The organism is Flavobacterium sp. (assembly GCF_024305175.1).
Lineage (GTDB): Bacteria > Bacteroidota > Bacteroidia > Flavobacteriales > Flavobacteriaceae > Flavobacterium.
The window spans coordinates 3,381-21,088 of record NZ_JAMWYY010000035.1; the positions used below are offsets into that span (position 1 = coordinate 3,381).

The 17,708-nt window shown below is 42.0% G+C and carries 15 protein-coding genes; 8 read left to right on the top strand and 7 right to left on the bottom strand.

Features of this window, described 5'->3' with window-relative positions; translation table 11 throughout:
- Together Q0K96_RS09680 and nadD are read right to left on the bottom strand one after the other, a co-directional pair.
- A partial coding sequence (locus Q0K96_RS09680) for an SIR2 family protein (RefSeq protein WP_297333791.1) occupies positions 1–1,356 on the bottom strand: 1,356 nt, incomplete at its 3' end.
- A gap of 67 nt (positions 1,357–1,423) precedes the next feature.
- A complete protein-coding gene (gene nadD, locus Q0K96_RS09685) occupies positions 1,424–2,005 on the bottom strand; it encodes a nicotinate (nicotinamide) nucleotide adenylyltransferase (RefSeq protein WP_297333792.1) in 582 nt (193 codons plus the stop codon).
- A gap of 192 nt (positions 2,006–2,197) precedes the next feature.
- Between nadD and Q0K96_RS09690 the strand changes: the two genes are divergently transcribed.
- Together Q0K96_RS09690 and Q0K96_RS09695 are read left to right on the top strand one after the other, a co-directional pair.
- Positions 2,198–4,012, top strand: coding sequence for a sodium:calcium symporter (locus tag Q0K96_RS09690; RefSeq protein ID WP_297333793.1), 1,815 nt, complete (start codon positions 2,198–2,200; stop codon positions 4,010–4,012).
- Positions 4,009–4,164 carry a hypothetical protein gene (locus Q0K96_RS09695; RefSeq protein ID WP_297333794.1) on the top strand — a complete coding sequence of 52 codons (156 nt, stop codon included), beginning with the start codon at positions 4,009–4,011 and terminating at the stop codon, positions 4,162–4,164. The genes Q0K96_RS09690 and Q0K96_RS09695 overlap by 4 nt, the downstream gene beginning before the upstream one ends.
- Positions 4,165–4,256: 92 nt before the next feature.
- Here Q0K96_RS09695 and Q0K96_RS09700 read toward each other — a convergent pair whose 3' ends face one another.
- From Q0K96_RS09700 to Q0K96_RS09720, 5 genes are all read right to left on the bottom strand, one after another.
- Positions 4,257–5,240 carry a TerC/Alx family metal homeostasis membrane protein gene (locus Q0K96_RS09700; RefSeq protein ID WP_297333795.1) on the bottom strand — a complete coding sequence of 328 codons (984 nt, stop codon included), beginning with the start codon at positions 5,238–5,240 and terminating at the stop codon, positions 4,257–4,259.
- Positions 5,241–5,253: 13 nt separating this feature from the next.
- A complete protein-coding gene (locus Q0K96_RS09705) occupies positions 5,254–6,249 on the bottom strand; it encodes an NAD(P)H-dependent glycerol-3-phosphate dehydrogenase (RefSeq protein ID WP_297333796.1) in 996 nt (331 codons plus the stop codon).
- 333 nt (positions 6,250–6,582) lie between these two features.
- A complete protein-coding gene (gene glmS, locus Q0K96_RS09710) occupies positions 6,583–8,430 on the bottom strand; it encodes a glutamine--fructose-6-phosphate transaminase (isomerizing) (protein ID WP_297333797.1) in 1,848 nt (615 codons plus the stop codon).
- A gap of 10 nt (positions 8,431–8,440) precedes the next feature.
- Entirely contained in the window at positions 8,441–10,012 is a 1,572-nt protein-coding gene (locus Q0K96_RS09715; RefSeq protein WP_297333798.1) for a DUF4270 domain-containing protein, read from the bottom strand.
- Positions 10,013–10,032: 20 nt separating this feature from the next.
- Complete coding sequence (locus tag Q0K96_RS09720) at positions 10,033–10,839, bottom strand: glycogen/starch synthase (protein ID WP_297333813.1); 807 nt, start codon at positions 10,837–10,839, stop codon at positions 10,033–10,035.
- 109 nt (positions 10,840–10,948) lie between these two features.
- On the opposite strand from Q0K96_RS09720, the gene panC reads away from it, so the two are divergent.
- From panC to Q0K96_RS09750, 6 genes are read left to right on the top strand one after another with little or no spacing between them, the layout of a single operon-like run.
- Complete coding sequence (panC, locus tag Q0K96_RS09725) at positions 10,949–11,794, top strand: pantoate--beta-alanine ligase (protein ID WP_297333799.1); 846 nt, start codon at positions 10,949–10,951, stop codon at positions 11,792–11,794.
- Between the two features lie 13 nt (positions 11,795–11,807).
- Positions 11,808–12,158: an aspartate 1-decarboxylase gene (gene panD / locus Q0K96_RS09730; RefSeq protein WP_297333800.1), complete on the top strand. Its 351-nt coding sequence runs from the start codon at positions 11,808–11,810 to the stop codon at positions 12,156–12,158.
- A 4-nt stretch (positions 12,159–12,162) separates the two neighbouring features.
- Entirely contained in the window at positions 12,163–13,125 is a 963-nt protein-coding gene (locus Q0K96_RS09735) for a lysylphosphatidylglycerol synthase transmembrane domain-containing protein (protein WP_297333801.1), read from the top strand.
- 39 nt (positions 13,126–13,164) lie between these two features.
- Complete coding sequence (locus tag Q0K96_RS09740; RefSeq protein WP_297333802.1) at positions 13,165–14,310, top strand: alpha/beta hydrolase-fold protein; 1,146 nt, start codon at positions 13,165–13,167, stop codon at positions 14,308–14,310.
- 6 nt (positions 14,311–14,316) lie between these two features.
- Positions 14,317–15,678, top strand: a complete 1,362-nt coding sequence (radA, locus tag Q0K96_RS09745; RefSeq protein ID WP_297333803.1) for a DNA repair protein RadA — start codon at positions 14,317–14,319, stop codon at positions 15,676–15,678.
- A 17-nt stretch (positions 15,679–15,695) separates the two neighbouring features.
- Positions 15,696–17,693: a transglycosylase domain-containing protein gene (locus Q0K96_RS09750; protein ID WP_297333804.1), complete on the top strand. Its 1,998-nt coding sequence runs from the start codon at positions 15,696–15,698 to the stop codon at positions 17,691–17,693.
- Positions 17,694–17,708 lie beyond the last annotated feature (15 nt).

Sequence of the window (17,708 nt, forward strand, 5' to 3'; positions counted from 1 at the left end):
AATTGCTTTTTGGTATTTTTTTAAAGCTTCAAGATATAATTGTTCCGCTTCTTCCTCTGTTTTGATTTTTGCTAATTCTGCTAGACCAACTCCCCAGTTATTATATACTTCATGGTTGTCTGGATTTGTATCAATTGCTTTTTGGTATTTTTTTAAAGCTTCAAGATATAATTGTTCCGCTTCTTCCCCTGTTTTAGTTTTTGCTGATTCTGATATATCGATTCCCCAGTCTGAGTAAAGCGAGTAAAGCAAACTATTAACTTCTTCGTCATTTATATCTTTTGCTTTTCTTTCTAGTTCTGAAATCACTTTTTCGTCATAACCTTCATTAATTATCAGGTTTATTATTTCCTTTTTCAAGAGGTTGATTTGTGTTTCATTTTTAGAGTCTTCATCAGGCACAATATTTCCTGCCTCAAATTGTTGTATTGCTTCGCTTACCTGTTCTTTCGAAATTTTCAACCGCTCTTTTACACCTTTAAAATGTTCTTTATCATCAATATCAACAATTTCATTAAGCATTTCTTTAAGGGCAGTAAATGGCTTATCTACAATACTAGGTTGTGGCAATTTCAATTCAGAATTTAATTTTAACATAAAAGAATCTGCATCATACCCTTTGATCAGGAAAGCATTAGTATTTGCATTGGAAAGAAACTTTTGAACTTTATCGCTAGGATGATGATTGTTATAGCTTACCCAATACAATCCATTATCAAAACGGCCAAGATTTTTTATGTGCTCAAATATAGGATCTTCAGCACTATACCCTATAAATACCCATGGCCTTCCATTTTTTATAGAGTCAAATATTCTGGGCACAATTGTTTTTACTTTATCCATTTCTTGCTGTGTGTTCAATAACCATAATCCATGATTTTGACCGTGCAGATAAACTACAGATCGTTCTTTAAAAGTAGTTGTGGTTAAGTCTTTCAATATTGCCATATCATATGTGGCAGGAAATATGTTATATAATGCTAATGCTCTAAGCATCAAATTATCAAAATTTACGGTCAAAATATAGTCTACATATCCTTCGTTTAATAGCTGTGCTAAATAAATATGTGTAACATTTATTTTAGCTTTTTTGATATAGCTCTTTAATAGTTCGTCCCTTTGTGCAGGTAAAAGGCAATTCATTAATTTTGGGTAGGTTCTATCTTCAATAGGTAAACTTTTAATAAATGGACTGTCTTTGTACTCATCAAGTATATTTTCAACAATTTTGCCTGCTAATGGTATGTCACCTGTGGAGGAAGCCCCCGCGCCTAAAAAAAAGATGGGTTGTGGTTGGTTATTATCTTTTGCCTGTTTAAGAAGATAGGCTAAATGTTCAATGCTAATTTCATTCATATTGGAAAGATTTGGATAAATTTAACAAAAAAATTAACATAACAAAAAACCCGCACATTGGTGCGGGTTACTTTTTATAAAACAGGTTATGCTCTGTATATTCCCAAACCTTTTGGGGCAGCAGCGGCCTTACATTTTTGCCCTGCTTAATGCTGTTGCGTATAAACGTTGACGATATTTCTATAACCGGGGCATCTATGCGGTGCACACGCGGGTGGGCAAGCAGTCCGGGCTCGGCAGTTTCATTATTTATGCGCGGGTACACATAAATATCATGGTTTTGCAGCAGCACCTCATAGTTTTTCCATTTGTGCAGCGAGTTCAGGTTATCTTCGCCCATAATCAGCGAAAACTCATGCATGGGGAACTTTTCCTGTAAGTGTGCCAGCGTGTTAACAGTATAATTGGGCTGTGGCAGCTTAAACTCAATGTCGCTGGGGCGTATTTTATCATAATCTTCTGTGGCAAGGTGCACCATTTGCAGTCGGTGGTAATCATCCAGCAAAGAGCTTTTCTTTTTGTGGGGGTTGTGTGGCGTAACCACCATCCATACCTGGTCCAGCCCCGAAAATTCTGCCATGTGGTTGGCAATAATAAGGTGCCCGATGTGTACCGGGTTAAACGTGCCGAAGTAAAGCCCTGTTTTCATACAGGCAAAAGTAAGCCAAATCAGGTAAAGGCGCAATTGGTGTTTTAAGTCCTTAAAATGAAGTTACTGCATGCAAATAGTTAAAAAGCTGTACGGATGTTTAGCTTTGTCAGGTTAAATTTTTGCTTTTGGTTGTTTTTCTATTACTTTTTCTATCTTTACGGCTGTTTCAACCAATAAACAACATCCTTTATGTCAGCAAAAGCAGAGTCGTGGGGGTCGCGGGTGGGGCTTATCCTCGCCATGGCCGGTAATGCAGTCGGGTTAGGTAACTTCCTCAGGTTTCCGGTTCAGGCAGTGCAAAACGGCGGCGGTACATTTATAATCCCTTATCTGGTATGCTTTGTGGTAATGGGCATCCCGTTACTGTTTATAGAATGGTCTACAGGCCGTTACGGGGGCAGGTATGGCAACCACAGCACGCCTTACATCCTGGATACTATGGCTAAAGGCCGTATCTGGAAGTACATAGGTGTTTTTGGTATTTTTACCAATATTGCGGTAGCTTCATACTATTGCTATATCGAATCATGGACAATGAGCTATGTGTACCACTCTGTAGCAGGTACCTTCAGCGGGATGGACCAGTCGCAAGTGGCAGGCTTTTTCAGCGATTATACAACTATCGGCGTAAGCACAACAGGCATACCGTATGAGGCGGTTATATTCTATATTGCCTGTTTGCTGCTTAATACCTATATACTTTCTAAAGGGCTTGGCGGTATAGAAAAAGTGGCAAAAATCGGTATGCCGCTTTTAATAATTTTCGGCGCTATACTTGCCTTTAAAGGCTTAACACTGGGCACAGACGGCGCTTCGGACCTGTTTCCTGAAGCTAATGCGTGGGACGGGCTTAACTTCCTCTGGACGCCGCAGTTCGATTCATTAACCAATCCATCAGTCTGGCTTGCCGCTGCAGGGCAAATATTCTTTACGCTCTCTGTAGGTATGGGTACCATACACTGTTATGCTGCCTACATGAAATCTAAGGATGATGTCGCGCTTAATGCGGTTTCTGCCGGGTTTATGAACGAGTTTGTAGAAGTAGTACTGGGCAGCCTTATTGTAATACCAATTGCTGCCGGTTACCTGGGGCTTGACTGGGTATTGCAGAATGCAGGCTTTGGTATGGCTTTCCAGACAATGCCTTACCTGTTCCAGCAATGGGGCGAAGTGCTGGCCATATTTGCGGGGCTTTTTTGGTTTGGCTTGCTGTTCTTTGCGGGTATTACATCATCACTTGCAATGGGTACGCCGTGGATGGGCTTTATGCGCGACGAGTTTAACTGGAGCGGCAAAAAAGGCGCATGGTCTTTCGGGCTTATCGCCCTCTTAATGGGTTTGCCTACAGTGTTCTTTTTCAACCAGGGCGTTTTCGACGAATATGACTACTGGGCGGGTACTGTAAGCCTTGTGGTATTTGCCTTTTTAGAAACAGTATTGTTTGCCTGGATATTCGGCATAAACAAAGGCTGGGCAGAAATAAACATGGGTGCCGATATTAAAGTGCCGGTGTTCTTTAAATATGTAATTTTGATAGTAACACCATTATTACTGGGCTGGGTGCTTTTTGCCAGTGTGCCCGATATGGTAGCCAAACTATCTAACGACGATACCAAGAATAAGGAATGGTTTGCCGATGCTTATTATGCTGAAAACTTTGATGCCGCAGGAACAAAGGCAGGCGTGGTAGATTCGGTTTCGACAGATTTTGTGAAGATGTCTTTCCAGAACGAGAAAAAGGTATTTAATAAAAAGCTTGACAAGGTAGAGGTGCAAACGTTTACCGATTATAAGTCTTATGGCTTTAAGCAGGGGCAAAGCCCGGTTGTAGCCGTAGGCCAAACCGTAAAACCCGGCGATAAAATTGCCGAAGGCGAATTTACAAATAACGTATTTTATAAAACATTAGGGCGCCTGTTACTTGTATCGCTGTTTGCATTTATCTGCATAGTGGTGTACAGGGCATTTATTAAAAGAAGAAAAGAAGGGAGGGTACATTCATGAAAACAGAAGCGATTATAACTATGGTGGTTGCGCAGGGTATAGTTACCTGCTTTATGGTATATTTCTTTTACAGGGTGCTTACAACCAAGCCCAAGCCGGAACCGGATTCTTATACCGATAATGATGATGAAACCGAAAGGCAGAAGCCTTAACGGATACATTCTGTCAATAAGCAATACAAAAACAGCGGGCAATTTTTGCCCGCTGTTTTTGTTATATGTTGTTTGATTAAAGCTTCTTAAAGCTATTCCTTCTCTTTTACAGGGAACATAAATGAGGTTATTACCGATACAATAAGGATACCGCCTACAACCGCCAGCGATACCGGAGAGGAAATGTGGTAGAACGGCCCTATAAGCATTTTTACCCCGATAAACGACAGGATTATGGCAAGGCCATAATGCAGCCTGCTGAACATGTGCATAAAGTTAGCCAGCAAAAAGTAAAGTGCCCTTAATCCAAGTATTGCAAATATGTTTGATGTATAAAGTATGAAAGGGTCATCGGGTGCTATGGCAAAAATGGCAGGTATAGAGTCAACCGCAAAAATAAGGTCGGTAAATTCTATAACCGCTACCACCACCAGCAGGGGAGTGGCTATGCGCTTGCCGTTCTCAAAAATAAAGAAGCGGTCGCCCTCAAAGTTTTTTGTAACGGGGAAAAGCTTGTATATAAAACGCGCTCCGGGGCTTTTATAGAAGTCTTTGTCTTCATCCGGGTCTTCGTGTGCCGACCATGATTTTATGCCCGCAAACAGCAGGAAAACACCAAATATGGTAAGTACGGCATTAATCTCTACATCCATTCCGAAAATGGTCATTTCGGGCAGGTAAGTCATATTGATAAGCTCAACACCTGTAAATATAAATATCGCCCTGAATACAAGTGCACCAATAATACCCCAAAATAGCACTTTGTGGTGCAGGTATTTAGGCACATTAAAGAAATCGAAGACCAGTATAAATACAAACAGGTTGTCTACCGATAATGCCTTTTCTATCCAGTAGGCACTCTGGAACTGGGTAAAGGACTCCCAGCCTACAAGATAGTATATCACGCCGCTGAATATCATGGAAAGCGAGATCCATACAACCGACCATATAAGTGCTTCGCGGTTGCTAACCACGTGGCTGTTTTTGTTAAACACACCAAGGTCCAGCAGGAGCATAATAATAACTACTATAGAGAATACGGCAATAATGCCGGGGTGGTCTATCAGGTGGTCCATATCGTGGGCTGTATTAATCGAGTTTTTCCGTTAGTTTCCTGAATACGCTCTTGGCATCTTTACCTTCGTATAAAATGCTGTAAACGGCATCAATAATCGGCGTTTTTGCTTTATACTCACTGTTTAGGGTATAAGCACTTTTGGTTGCATAGTACCCTTCGGCTACCATGCTCATTTCCATCATTGCCGATTTTACCGTATAGCCTTTGCCTATCATGTTGCCAAACATTCGGTTACGCGAAAATACAGAATATCCTGTTACCAAAAGGTCTCCCAGGTAGGCAGAATTGTTAATGTTTCGTTTCATTTTGTGCACCTTGCGTATAAACTTCTTCATCTCACGGATGGCATTGCTCATCAGCAGTGCCTGGAAGTTATCTCCGTAACCAAGCCCATGTGCAATACCGGCTGCAATGGCATAAATATTCTTAAGCATGGCGGCATATTCGGTACCTACAATATCATCTGATATTTTAGTATTGATGTAATGGCTGTTAAGGTGTTTGCCCATTATCTTGGCTTTCTTTTGGTCGCCACAGGCTATGGTAAGGTAAGAAAGGCGCTCCAGAGCCACTTCTTCGGCATGGCATGGCCCGGTTATAACACCGATATTTTCATACGGTATGTCATATTTGCGGTGAAAATGTTCACCCACTATCAGGCTGGTTTCGGGCACGATACCTTTTATTGCCGAAAATATTACTTTCCCATTAAGGCTTTCGGTTAGGTTTTCAAGTTCCGAGCTTAAAAAGGCAGAGGGTATGGCAAAAATAATGTAGTCGGCATATGCTACCGCTTCATTTATATCATTGGTAAGCCTAAGCTTTTTAGTATCAAATTCTACCGAACTCAGGTAATTAGGGTTATGCTTTTGCAGTTTAAGGTGTTCTATTGCATAGGTGTTACGCATGTACCAGGCTATTTCAGGTACGTTTACGCAAAGCATCTTAGCAATAGCAGTAGCCCAGCTTCCGCCGCCTATAACGGCGAACTTTGGAGTTTCGTTCATTTCATTTAGCGTTAAGAATGTCAAAAGTACTCAAAAATTGCAGCATGTGCCAAAAGCAAACGTTTTCTTTAGCGTAACTGAAGGTACTATTTCTCTGTTTCTTACTTATAAAATATTAACATATTATTATGAATTGGAAAGGCAATTTAGCCCCCATCCACCGCGTTATTATCTTGAATTTTGTTTAGCACACAAAAGGATTACAAGGTTAGTTAAATTTTTTGTTTTTGGTGTTTAAAAGGCATTCTTAAGGTACAACCTCAGAATGCCTTTTTTTATTACGCAAACAACCCGCAGTTTTGCTGCGGGTTGCTGTATAAAATATCTATTTGTTTATTCTACTGTTACCGATTTGGCAAGGTTACGCGGCTGGTCTACATTACAGCCCCTCATAACCGCAATATGGTAGCTTAAAAGCTGTAGCGGTATGGTGGTTAACAGCGGAGATAATGCATCTACAGTGCTTGGTATCTCTATAACGTGGTCGGCAAGCTCCCTAACCTGGGTGTCGCCACTGGTAACCACAGCTATAATTTTACCGCTTCGCGATTTTATTTCCTGTATGTTACTTACAATTTTATCATAGTGCTCCTGCTTTTGTGCAATAACCACAACCGGCATTTGCTCATCTATAAGGGCAATTGGGCCGTGCTTCATTTCTGCGGCAGGGTAGCCTTCTGCGTGAATGTATGAAATCTCTTTTAGCTTAAGTGCCCCTTCCAGCGCTACAGGGAAGTTATAACCCCTGCCCAGGTAAAGGCAATTAGGCGCATCTTTATAAATTTCGGCAATAGCCTGAACTTTATCATTTACTTCAAGCGCTTCCGCTACTTTTTCAGGCATGATTTCCAGTTCCTGTAAATACCTGTGGTAAGCAGAATTAGAAAGCGTTCCTTTTGCACTGGCAAGCCTTAGCGCAATAAGTGTTAATACGGTTATTTGCGTAGTAAATGCTTTTGTTGATGCCACACCAATTTCCGGGCCTGCGTGCGTGTAAGCACCTGCATGCGTTTCGCGTGAAATAGATGAGCCTACCACGTTACAAACACCAAATACAAACGCACCATGCTCTTTTGCCAGCTTAATTGCAGCAAGGGTATCGGCAGTTTCGCCGGATTGTGATATGGCTATTACCACATCATTAGCATTGATAATCGGGTTCCTGTAACGGAATTCTGAAGCATACTCTACCTCTACAGGTATACGTGTAAATTCTTCAAATATATATTCTGCCACAAGGCCCGCATGCCATGAGGTACCACATGCCACAATAAGGATCCTGTCGGCGTTAAGGAACTTTTGCAGGTTGTCTTCAATGCCGGCCATCTTTATAAGCCCTTCATTGGCATGAAGCCTTCCTCTGTAAGTATCTTTAATTACAGCCGGCTGCTCATATATCTCCTTAAGCATAAAGTGGTCATAACCATTTTTTTCTATCTGCTCAAGGTTCATCTGCAATTCCTGAACATAAGGGTCAACTAAAGAGTCATCTTTAATTTTACGGATTTTCATCGGCTTGTGCAGGCGTATAATAGCCATTTCCTCATCCTCAAGATATATAGCATTAGATGTATATTCTATAAACGGAGAGGCATCTGAAGCTACAAAGAACTCATCTTTACCTATGCCAATTGCAAGCGGGCTGCCAAGGCGCGCCGCTATAATTTCGTTTGGCCTTTCTTTATCAAAAACAGCAATGGCATAAGCGCCTACAACCTGGTTAAGGGCTATCTGAACTGCTTTGCCAAGCTTTAGGTTATCTTTTTTCTTAACATCTTCAATCAGGTTAACAAGAACTTCAGTATCGGTATCCGATTTAAAAGTATAGCCCCTGCTTTTAAGTTCTTTTTTAAGCGGCTCATAGTTTTCTATGATACCGTTATGAACAATTACAAGATTGCCTGAATTAGAAAAGTGCGGATGTGAGTTAACATCGTTTGGAACACCATGGGTTGCCCAGCGTGTATGCCCTATACCTATATTGCCTGTAAGAGAAATCTCTTCCTGTGCCCTGGCTTCAAGGTCTGAAACCTTACCCTTCGTTTTGGAAAGCTTTAGGTCGTTGCCGTCAAAAAGAACAACACCTGCACTGTCATACCCTCTGTATTCGAGCCTTTTAAGCCCTTTTATTATAACGGGGTATGCTTCCCTGTGCCCAATGTAACCAACAATTCCACACATAGATTAATAATTAATTTGGTTTAGTATAAAATATTTCAAGTTTAAGGCGTTTCACTTCAGGAACACTGTTGTTGCTGCCGTAAAGCACTGTGCCAAACGGATGCGTAGCAGATGATACCGGTACCGTTTTAACCTCGGTAGTGCCGGCAGTAAATGGTGTTTTTAACGAAGCATTGCTGGTAACGTTGATATTTTCGGTTACCACAAGACCAAGCTTAACGTTAGTGGAGTCTTTATTGATAATATTATTGATGTGGTTGGTAATGCGCACTTTATAGCCAAGCCCGCGCCCGTCTGTATCATAGCTCAGTAAGCCACCATGTACAAATTTGCCATATTTAGGGTAGGCATTATTGCTGGTATTATCTATACTGTAGTCATATAACGGCCTTTTGTTCTTAAGGTCATACAGATATACTCGCATGGGTTCTTTTGCATTGGCCATAGCCTGCTTATCTACATAAAAAGTAAGGTTAGCCTCGTTTATAAGCACCCTCTCCTGCCTTAGCAGGTCAATATCTTCCTGGCTTAACACATCTATCACCGCCATAGCTCCTGCACCGCCTTTAATATAAAGGCGCTCATCGCCACTTGCATCGTCATTTTGGGTTATAGCCGTGGTAAAGGCATCGGTATACGTATTATCGAAAAAGTTGATGCTGTTGCCCGTAAGGTTAAGCGTTAAGGTTTTCTTTTCGGTTTCGTTAGTAGGGTTGCCTTCTGTGTCAAGCTTGTTGTCGGTGTATTTTATGGTTATTTTACCTTGGTCAAAACGTGGCATAGCCATTACCTGTTGGTCGCCTATCTGCTCTACGTTAAAGTACAGCCCCCTGAAATATTCTACAAAAACATTGTTGTTTAACAGGTTGCCGCTTGCAGCGTCTAATATTTTTTGCTGGAAAAATTCTTTGTTAAGGTATAAGAACATGCCCGGCTGAAAAGTTTCTGCCGTTTTGGTTTCTGTGCCTTCCTGATATGTACGGTCTATTTCGGCATTGCTGAAGAAAAATTCGTCATTTTGTGCTACTGGCCCGTCATTCAGCCTTAAAGTTCCCCTGTTGTTTTCTACAAGCGATCTTTCATCAGAGTAATATTTCTGTACAGATGCATCGCCCGAACCCGGGTCTGTAGTACGTAAATAGTATTTGTTTTCATAAACACTAAGCCTTATGCGGGCTTCAGGGTTTCCGTATATAGAATCCAGCGAATAGGTGTTATTGCCATCCTCGTCTGTACTTTCGTACCTGCTGAAGTAAGGCACATAAAGGTAAACCGAATCTATAACCGGGTTAGTTAATGTTGGGTTTGCGCTTGCAAGCTGCACCTGGGTAACATAGTGTGCAACTGTTTTGCCAAACACAGGGTTATCATACACACCAAGCGAGTTTATAGGCAGGTTATTGGCCTGCACTGCGCCGGTTGCAGCATCATATGCTGCCACGCTTGCCTCATAACGCAGCATGTTGTGGTGTATGTCGTCATCTATAATATCTGACCCCAGGTCGTTATATTCATAATCGCATGAAGCAAAAAAAGCAATACTTAGAGCAAAAAGTAATGTCCTGAAAAAAGAATTTGTCATAGGTTTTTTTAAAAAGTTTACTATAAAACCTGATTTCTGTAGAAATTAGTATATGCTTCAGCAAATTTATCTTTAGAAACGTACGGAAGGAAAGGCTTTCCTGATTCTTCTACAGCTGCCTGCAATTCTGCAGAAAGGTTATCTGATGAAATAATAACAGCGTCAGAGTGTGCTATAGAGGCTTTAACTATATTATTGTAATTAGGCTCTGCAAGCATTTTTACATCTTGCTCCGGCACACCGTCAAATAGTACTTTTTTAAGCATATCCTCATTCAGGTTACCGTCAAAAGACTGGTTATAAACAGATGTTACAATCTTTGTATCGGCAAAAAGAGCCTCATTCTTATAATAATGCTTCATATATACAGGCAGCATGCCGGCCATCCATCCATGCACGTGTATAATATCCGGAACCCAGTTAAGCTTTTTAACCGTTTCTACCACACCTTTGGCAAAAAATATGGCCCTTTCGTCATTGTCAGGATATAAAACCCCGTCTTCATCTGTAAAGGTAGCCTTACGCTTAAAGTACTCGTCGTTGTCTATAAAGTAAACCTGTATCCTTTCTTTGGGTATAGAAGCCACCTTAATAATCAGCGGCATATCCATATCGTTAACCACTAAGTTCATACCGGATAGGCGGATAACCTCATGCAATTGGTGCCTCCTCTCGTTAATGTTACCATAGCGCGGCATAAAAATCCTGATTTGCCCGCCCTGGTCATTAATCATTTTTGGTACTTCATACGACATCAACGAAACTTCATTCTCAGCCAAATAAGGCACTACTTCAGATGATACATATAATATCCTCTTATCCTCCATCTTCAAAAATTATTTTTTTTAATTGGGTCTTAAAGCATGCAAAATTAAACATTTTTAGCCAGTTTATAACTAAATAATTAATTTAGCACCGTTTTTTAATTTAAACTTAATGCTCATTTTCAATTATAAAGCCGATCTGGAGGCGCACCTGGCACCTTATATCAGCAATGGTTCTTCAATTGGCTTTGTCCCTACAATGGGGGCGTTGCACAATGGCCACCTCTCGCTTTTAAAGCAATCGGTTGATGCCAACAACGTTACCGTTATCAGCATTTTTGTAAACCCCACACAATTTAATAACCCAGAGGACCTTGAAAAGTATCCGCGGACTGTTGAGGCCGACATCAAACAGATTGCCACCGTTAGCCCTGATATTATTGTGTTTACCCCTTCGGTAGATGAAATGTATGGCGGCAACACACAGTCGGCATCGTTTTCTTTTGACGGGCTGGAGCACCAGATGGAAGGCAGCCACCGCCCCGGGCATTTTGACGGTGTGGGCACAATAGTTAAAAAACTGTTTGAATATGTAAAGCCCACCCGTGCCTATTTTGGCGAAAAGGACTTTCAGCAACTGCAGATAGTTAAAAAGCTGGTAGAGAAACAAAACATGCCGGTACAGGTTATTGGCTGCCCCATAACCCGCGAACAAAACGGCCTTGCCATGAGCTCTCGCAACCAAAGGCTATCTGAGCAGGACAGGGAAAAGGCAGCATTAATATATAAAGTGCTTAACGAAGCAAAGGAAAAGTTTAAGAATGAGGATGTTGTGCAGGTAAAAAACTATGTGGGGCAGGCTTTTGCGCAGCACCCGGAGTTTGAGCTTGAATACTTTGAAATAGCCGACGAAGATACCCTGGTGCCGGCAACTGTAAAAGAAAATAAAAAATACCGCGGCTTTATTGCGGTTATGTTAAGCAATGTGAGGTTAATAGACAATATTTCATTAAATTGATTACCTTTGCGCCATGCAAATTCAAGTTGTAAAATCCAAGATACACCGGGTAACGGTGACTGGAGCCGATTTAAACTATATAGGCAGCATTACCATTGATGAGGCACTGATGGATGCAGCTAATATTATTGAAGGAGAAAAAGTTTCGATAGTTAATATCAACAATGGCGAACGCCTTGAAACTTATGTGATTAAAGGTAACAGGGGCAGCGGCGAAATTACACTGAACGGCCCTGCCGCAAGAAAAGTGCAAAAAGGGGATATCATCATTATCATTTCTTATGGGATACTGGAGTTTGAAGAGGCGAAAACCTTTAAGCCTTCTATTGTTTTCCCTAACGAAAAGGATAACTCATTAACATAAGGTTTTGAACAAAAAACTAAGCAGGATATTAAGCATTACACTCCCACTTTTGTTGGGAGTTTTTTTAATTATATACAGCTACAACCAATTTACGCCGCAGCAACGCGAAGAAATGGCGGGCTATTTTAAAGATGCCGACTATACCTACATAGCCATATCGCTTTTTTTGGCGCTTACAGGTTATATATCAAGAGCCTACAGGTGGAAGTACACACTGGCGCACATGGGCTACCAGTCACCTTTTGCTGCCAACTTTTTTGCGGTAAGCATTGGTTATTTCCTTAACCTTACCATACCAAGGTCTGGCGAGGTATCACGGGCACTTGTACTTAAAAATTATCAGGGGGTGCCCTTTGATAAAGGCTTTGGTACCATAATATCTGAAAGGGTTGTCGATTTGATATTGCTTACACTCTGCGTAACAGGAACAGTTATTATACAGTTTGATACCCTTAAAGCATACCTTACAGAGGTTGTGCCTGTAGAAAAGCTTTTGTTTTATGGCAGTATTGCCGCTATCTTTTTTATTGCTGCAATACTCTTTTATATGTACTCCCGCCTTGGCTGGGTAGCAAAGCTTAAAATAAAAGTAAACGGGCTGGTAGAGGGTTCTTTAAGCGTTTTTAAAATGCCAAACAAGTGGCCGTTCCTGCTACATTCGCTTTACATTTGGGCTACCTATGTTGCCATGTTCTATATTACCATATATGCGTTGCCGCAAACTTCAGGTGTAAGCCTGGGGGCAGTTGCAACCGCTTTTGTAATTGGCAGCCTTGCCATTACATTTACTAACGGTGGTTTTGGCGTATATCCGTTTGTGCTGGCTACAATTTTAGAGCTGTATGGTGTTCCGCTGCAGGCGGGTACAGCCTTTGGATGGATAGTGTGGACCTCTCAGATAGTATTCATAATTTTTTTAGGAGGGCTCTCATTTTTAGCATTGCCTTTACTTTACGGCAAAAAATAATTGCTACCTTGCAAGGCATTCCCATTAAGTCCTAATCCCATGAAATACAAATTATTGCTGTTTTTTTTATGTATGGCTTCCGCTGTGCCCGCCCAGGTAATTCCGGAAGATGTGCCCTCGCGTTTTTTTGGCAACAGGCCGGTAAACGTTGTATTGCCTCCTTTTTACGACCAGGATGTAAAGCGCAGCTACCCGCTGCTTGTTTTGCTTGATGGCGAGTATCTTTTAGACCCATTTTCAGGAACAATTTCTTACACTACCTATTGGGATGATTTGCCCCCTGTAATTATTGTTGGAGTAAATCACGAAGGCGCCGAAGGGCGCAAGCTGGATACCGATGTTTATCAAACTACAGGGCTGCCTCAGGGGCAGGGCGACCAGTTTTACCAGTTTATAGCCAATGAGCTTATACCTTATATGGAGAAGAACTACCGCGTGGCACCCTTCAGGGTGGTGGCGGGTCATAATATTACCGCGGGTTTCCTTAACTTTTTCCTGTACAAGGAAAAACCTGTGTTTAATGCCTATATAGCCTTTAGCCCGATACTCGCTACCGATATGGAAACGCGTGTGGCAGAAGCGATTAAAACTACGCAGAAATCCCTTTATTACTATCTTGCCACTGCAAGCGGAGATGTAAAAAGCATTAAAGAGAAAATAGGTGCGCTTAACGAAAACCTGAAAGCGACTGAAAATGAGAATTTAAAATATAAATTTGAGGAATTTGCCGGGGCATCGCATTACTCGCTGGTGGTAATGGGCATCCCGGATGCACTCTATTTTATATTTTCGGCCTACCAGCCCATATCATCTATAGAGTATGAAGAAAAGATAGTGACACTGCCCGGCGGTTATGTGGAATATCTGAGGAAAAAATATGATGCCATAAAAAATGATTTAGGTATAAAAATACCAGTAAGGCTCAATGATTTTAAAGCTATAGAAGCTGCCATTATGAAAAATGCGGCATATGATGAGCTTGAAGAGCTTGCCGATATGGCAAGGGAAGATTATCCTAAAATGATTATAGGTGAATATTACCAAGGGCTGCACCATGAAATGAAAGGGGAAACCCGCAAGGCAGTGCGTGCATACCTTAAGGCATATAACTATGAGCCTATTGGCGATTATACCAAAGATGTGATTATAGAAAAAGCAGAATCACTAAAAAAACTGACGGAGTAATAATAAATGGCTAAAGTAAAAACTTCTTTTTTCTGCCAGAATTGCGGCACGCAATACCCAAAATGGCAGGGGCAGTGCAATTCGTGCAGGGAGTGGAATACTATTGTAGAAGAACTGATTCAAAAAGAAGAAAAGCCCGTTTGGCGCGCCTCGTCGGCAGAGCCAAAAAGGGCATCAAAACCTTTAAAGATTAATGAAATTGACGCTGCCGCAGAACAGCGCATGGATACCGGTGATGCCGAGCTTAACCGTGTGTTGGGCGGCGGTCTTGTACCGGGTTCTTTAACATTGCTGGGCGGCGAGCCGGGCATAGGCAAAAGCACCCTGTTGCTGCAAATATCGTTAAAACTGCCCTACCGCACCCTTTATGTATCGGGAGAGGAGAGCCAGAAGCAGATAAAAATGCGTGCCGAAAGGATAACGGGTACTGCCGATAACTGCTTTATACTTACCGAAACCAAAACGCAAAACATATTTAAGCAGATTGAAGCCACAACACCCGAGGTGGTAATAATAGACTCTATACAAACCCTGCATTCTGATTATATAGAATCTTCTGCCGGCAGTATTTCGCAAATACGTGAAACCACCGCCGAGCTTATTAAGTTTGCCAAAGAAAGCAACGTGCCCGTTATACTGATAGGGCACATAACAAAAGACGGCAGTATAGCTGGCCCCAAAATACTGGAGCACATGGTAGATACCGTTTTGCAGTTTGAAGGCGACCGAAATCACGTTTACCGCATACTCCGTTCCCTAAAAAACCGTTTTGGCTCTACTGCCGAGCTGGGCATTTATGAAATGCTGGGCAGCGGCCTGCGCGAAGTGGCAAACCCTTCGGAAATACTGATATCGCACAAAGAAGAAGAACTAAGCGGCACCGCTATTGCCACAACTTTAGAGGGTATGCGCCCGCTAATGGTAGAAATACAGGCATTGGTAAGCTCGGCGGTATATGGCACACCACAGCGCAGTACAACAGGTTATAATGCCAAACGCCTCAACATGATACTGGCAGTATTAGAAAAGCGTGCAGGCTTCCGGCTTGGTGCTAAAGACGTTTTCCTTAATATTACAGGAGGCATTAATGTAGATGACCCTGCGATAGACCTTGCGGTAGTTGCCGCCATACTTTCATCTAACGAAGATATCCCTGTAAATAAAGACTTTTGTTTTGCAGGCGAAATAGGGCTTTCGGGCGAAATAAGGCCTGTTAACAGGGTAGAGCAGCGCATACTTGAAGCCGAAAAATTAGGTTTTTCTACGATATTTGTATCCAAGTACAATAAAATTTCATTAAAAGACACACTGATAGACATTAAGCTGGTGGCAAAGATAGAAGATGTGGCAGGCCACCTGTTCGGATAAAATCAGCTACAGATAAAATGCAGAAAAAGAGAATAAAAAAAATAGCTTTTATAACACTTGGCTCCCTTGCGGGGCTGATAGTGATTGGCATAGCTTGCTTCTTTATATTCAGGAATGCCATTTTAGAGCAAACGCTCGAAAAGGCTGCCGCTAAAATGGAGCGTGATTATAACACTACACTTACCGTAAAAGATGCGCGTTTTGAGGGTTTTAGCGGTATTGCCATGCAGGGTATAACACTTGTGCCCCACAATGCCGACACACTGCTTAGTATAGAAACACTTACTACAAAAATAAATGTATCGCGCCTGCTTACGGGCGACCTTCAGCTTGGTGGGCTCGACATGAAAAACGGCTACATTCAGCTCGTGCGTAACAACAAAGGCAAAAACTTTGATGCCTTTCTTAAACCGGCTAAAAAAGAGGTTAAAGAAGAAACCGAACCCCGCGAAAAAGTAAACTATGCAAAAAAAGCATACAGGCTTTTAACGCGCATGCTAAACCTTGTGCCTACCGATATGACGCTGCAAAACCTTTCGCTGCGCCTTGACGATATGGGCAGGAAAGTGCGTATTAACCTCGAAAATTTAAAGCTTGAAGACAAGCAGCTAACCTCGGTTTTTGGGGTGCATGAGGGCGACAGGCTCCAGAAATGGAATGTTGAGGGCATGGCCGACCCGCGCAACCGCCAGGCTGACCTTCGCTTTTTTAACAGTGACACCTCACGTATTGAATTACCGTACATAACCACGAGGTATAACCTTAAATCGGGGTTTGATGCCATAAGGCTAAAGGTAGATAATATTGATATGGATGGCGGAGAGCTGCATATAGATGGTGTGGCCTCTGTAGAGGATTTTATGGTAAACCATCCTAAAATTGCTAAAAAGGATGTGGTTATAGACAGTGCACGCTTTGATTACCATTTTCTTTTCGGAAGCGATTTTATGGCGTTGGACAGTTCTTCTGTAGTTCAGTTCAACAAAGTAAAGTTTTCGCCATTTGCCAAGTACAGTGTAGAACAGGACACGGTTTATCAGCTTCAGGCTAAAATACCCGACATGAAGGCACAGGATTTTATTACGTCATTGCCTAAAGGCTTGTTTACCAATTTTGAAGGAATGGAAGCCGAAGGTACCTTTAGCTACGACCTGGTTTTTGAATATAACAAGAACAAGCCAAAAGAGCTTATTTTTGACAGCAACCTCAGGAAAAACGGGTTGAAGATCACAAAATATGGCGAAGCTAACCTTGCCAAGCTCAACGGTGCGTTTACGTATCGCGCTATAGATAATGGTGTAAGGCAGCGTGCAGTAATTGTAGGGCCAGAAAACCCAGATTATACTCCGTTAGAGCTGATTTCCCCTTATCTTGTAAATGCAGTGCTTACCAGCGAAGACCCTTCGTTTTACAGGCACAGCGGCTTTATTACAGAAGCTTTCCGCCAGTCGATTATCAAGAATATTAAAACTAAAAAATTTGCTCGGGGCGCAAGTACAATCAGCATGCAGCTGGTTAAGAATGCTTTTCTTACCCGCGAGAAAACCCTTTCGCGCAAGCTGGAGGAGATACTGCTGGTGTACATACTGGAAAACAACCGCATTGTAAGCAAGCAACGTATGTTGGAGGTATATTTCAACATTATAGAATGGGGCCCCGATGTCTATGGCATCGGCGAGGCATCACAATATTACTTTCAGAAGCCGCCGCTTTTGCTTTCGCTTGATGAAAGTATTTACCTTGCCAGTATAGTGCCGCGCCCAAAATCGTTTATGTGGCAGTTTAATGATGAGGGCGACCTTAAGCCACACGCCGCCCGCCATAATAAATTTATTATGGATATAATGCTGCGCAGGGGGCTTATTAACCCTGAAGATACCATAGCCCAGGATGGGCAGGTATATCTTACAGGGCCGGGCCGCAACCGCCTTAGGCTTAAAGAAGCCGAACCGGTACAAATGGATTCGGTAGAGGTAGATAAGTTCTTTTTTAACCTTGGCAATATGGCCTATTAAAAAAAGTTAACTGCT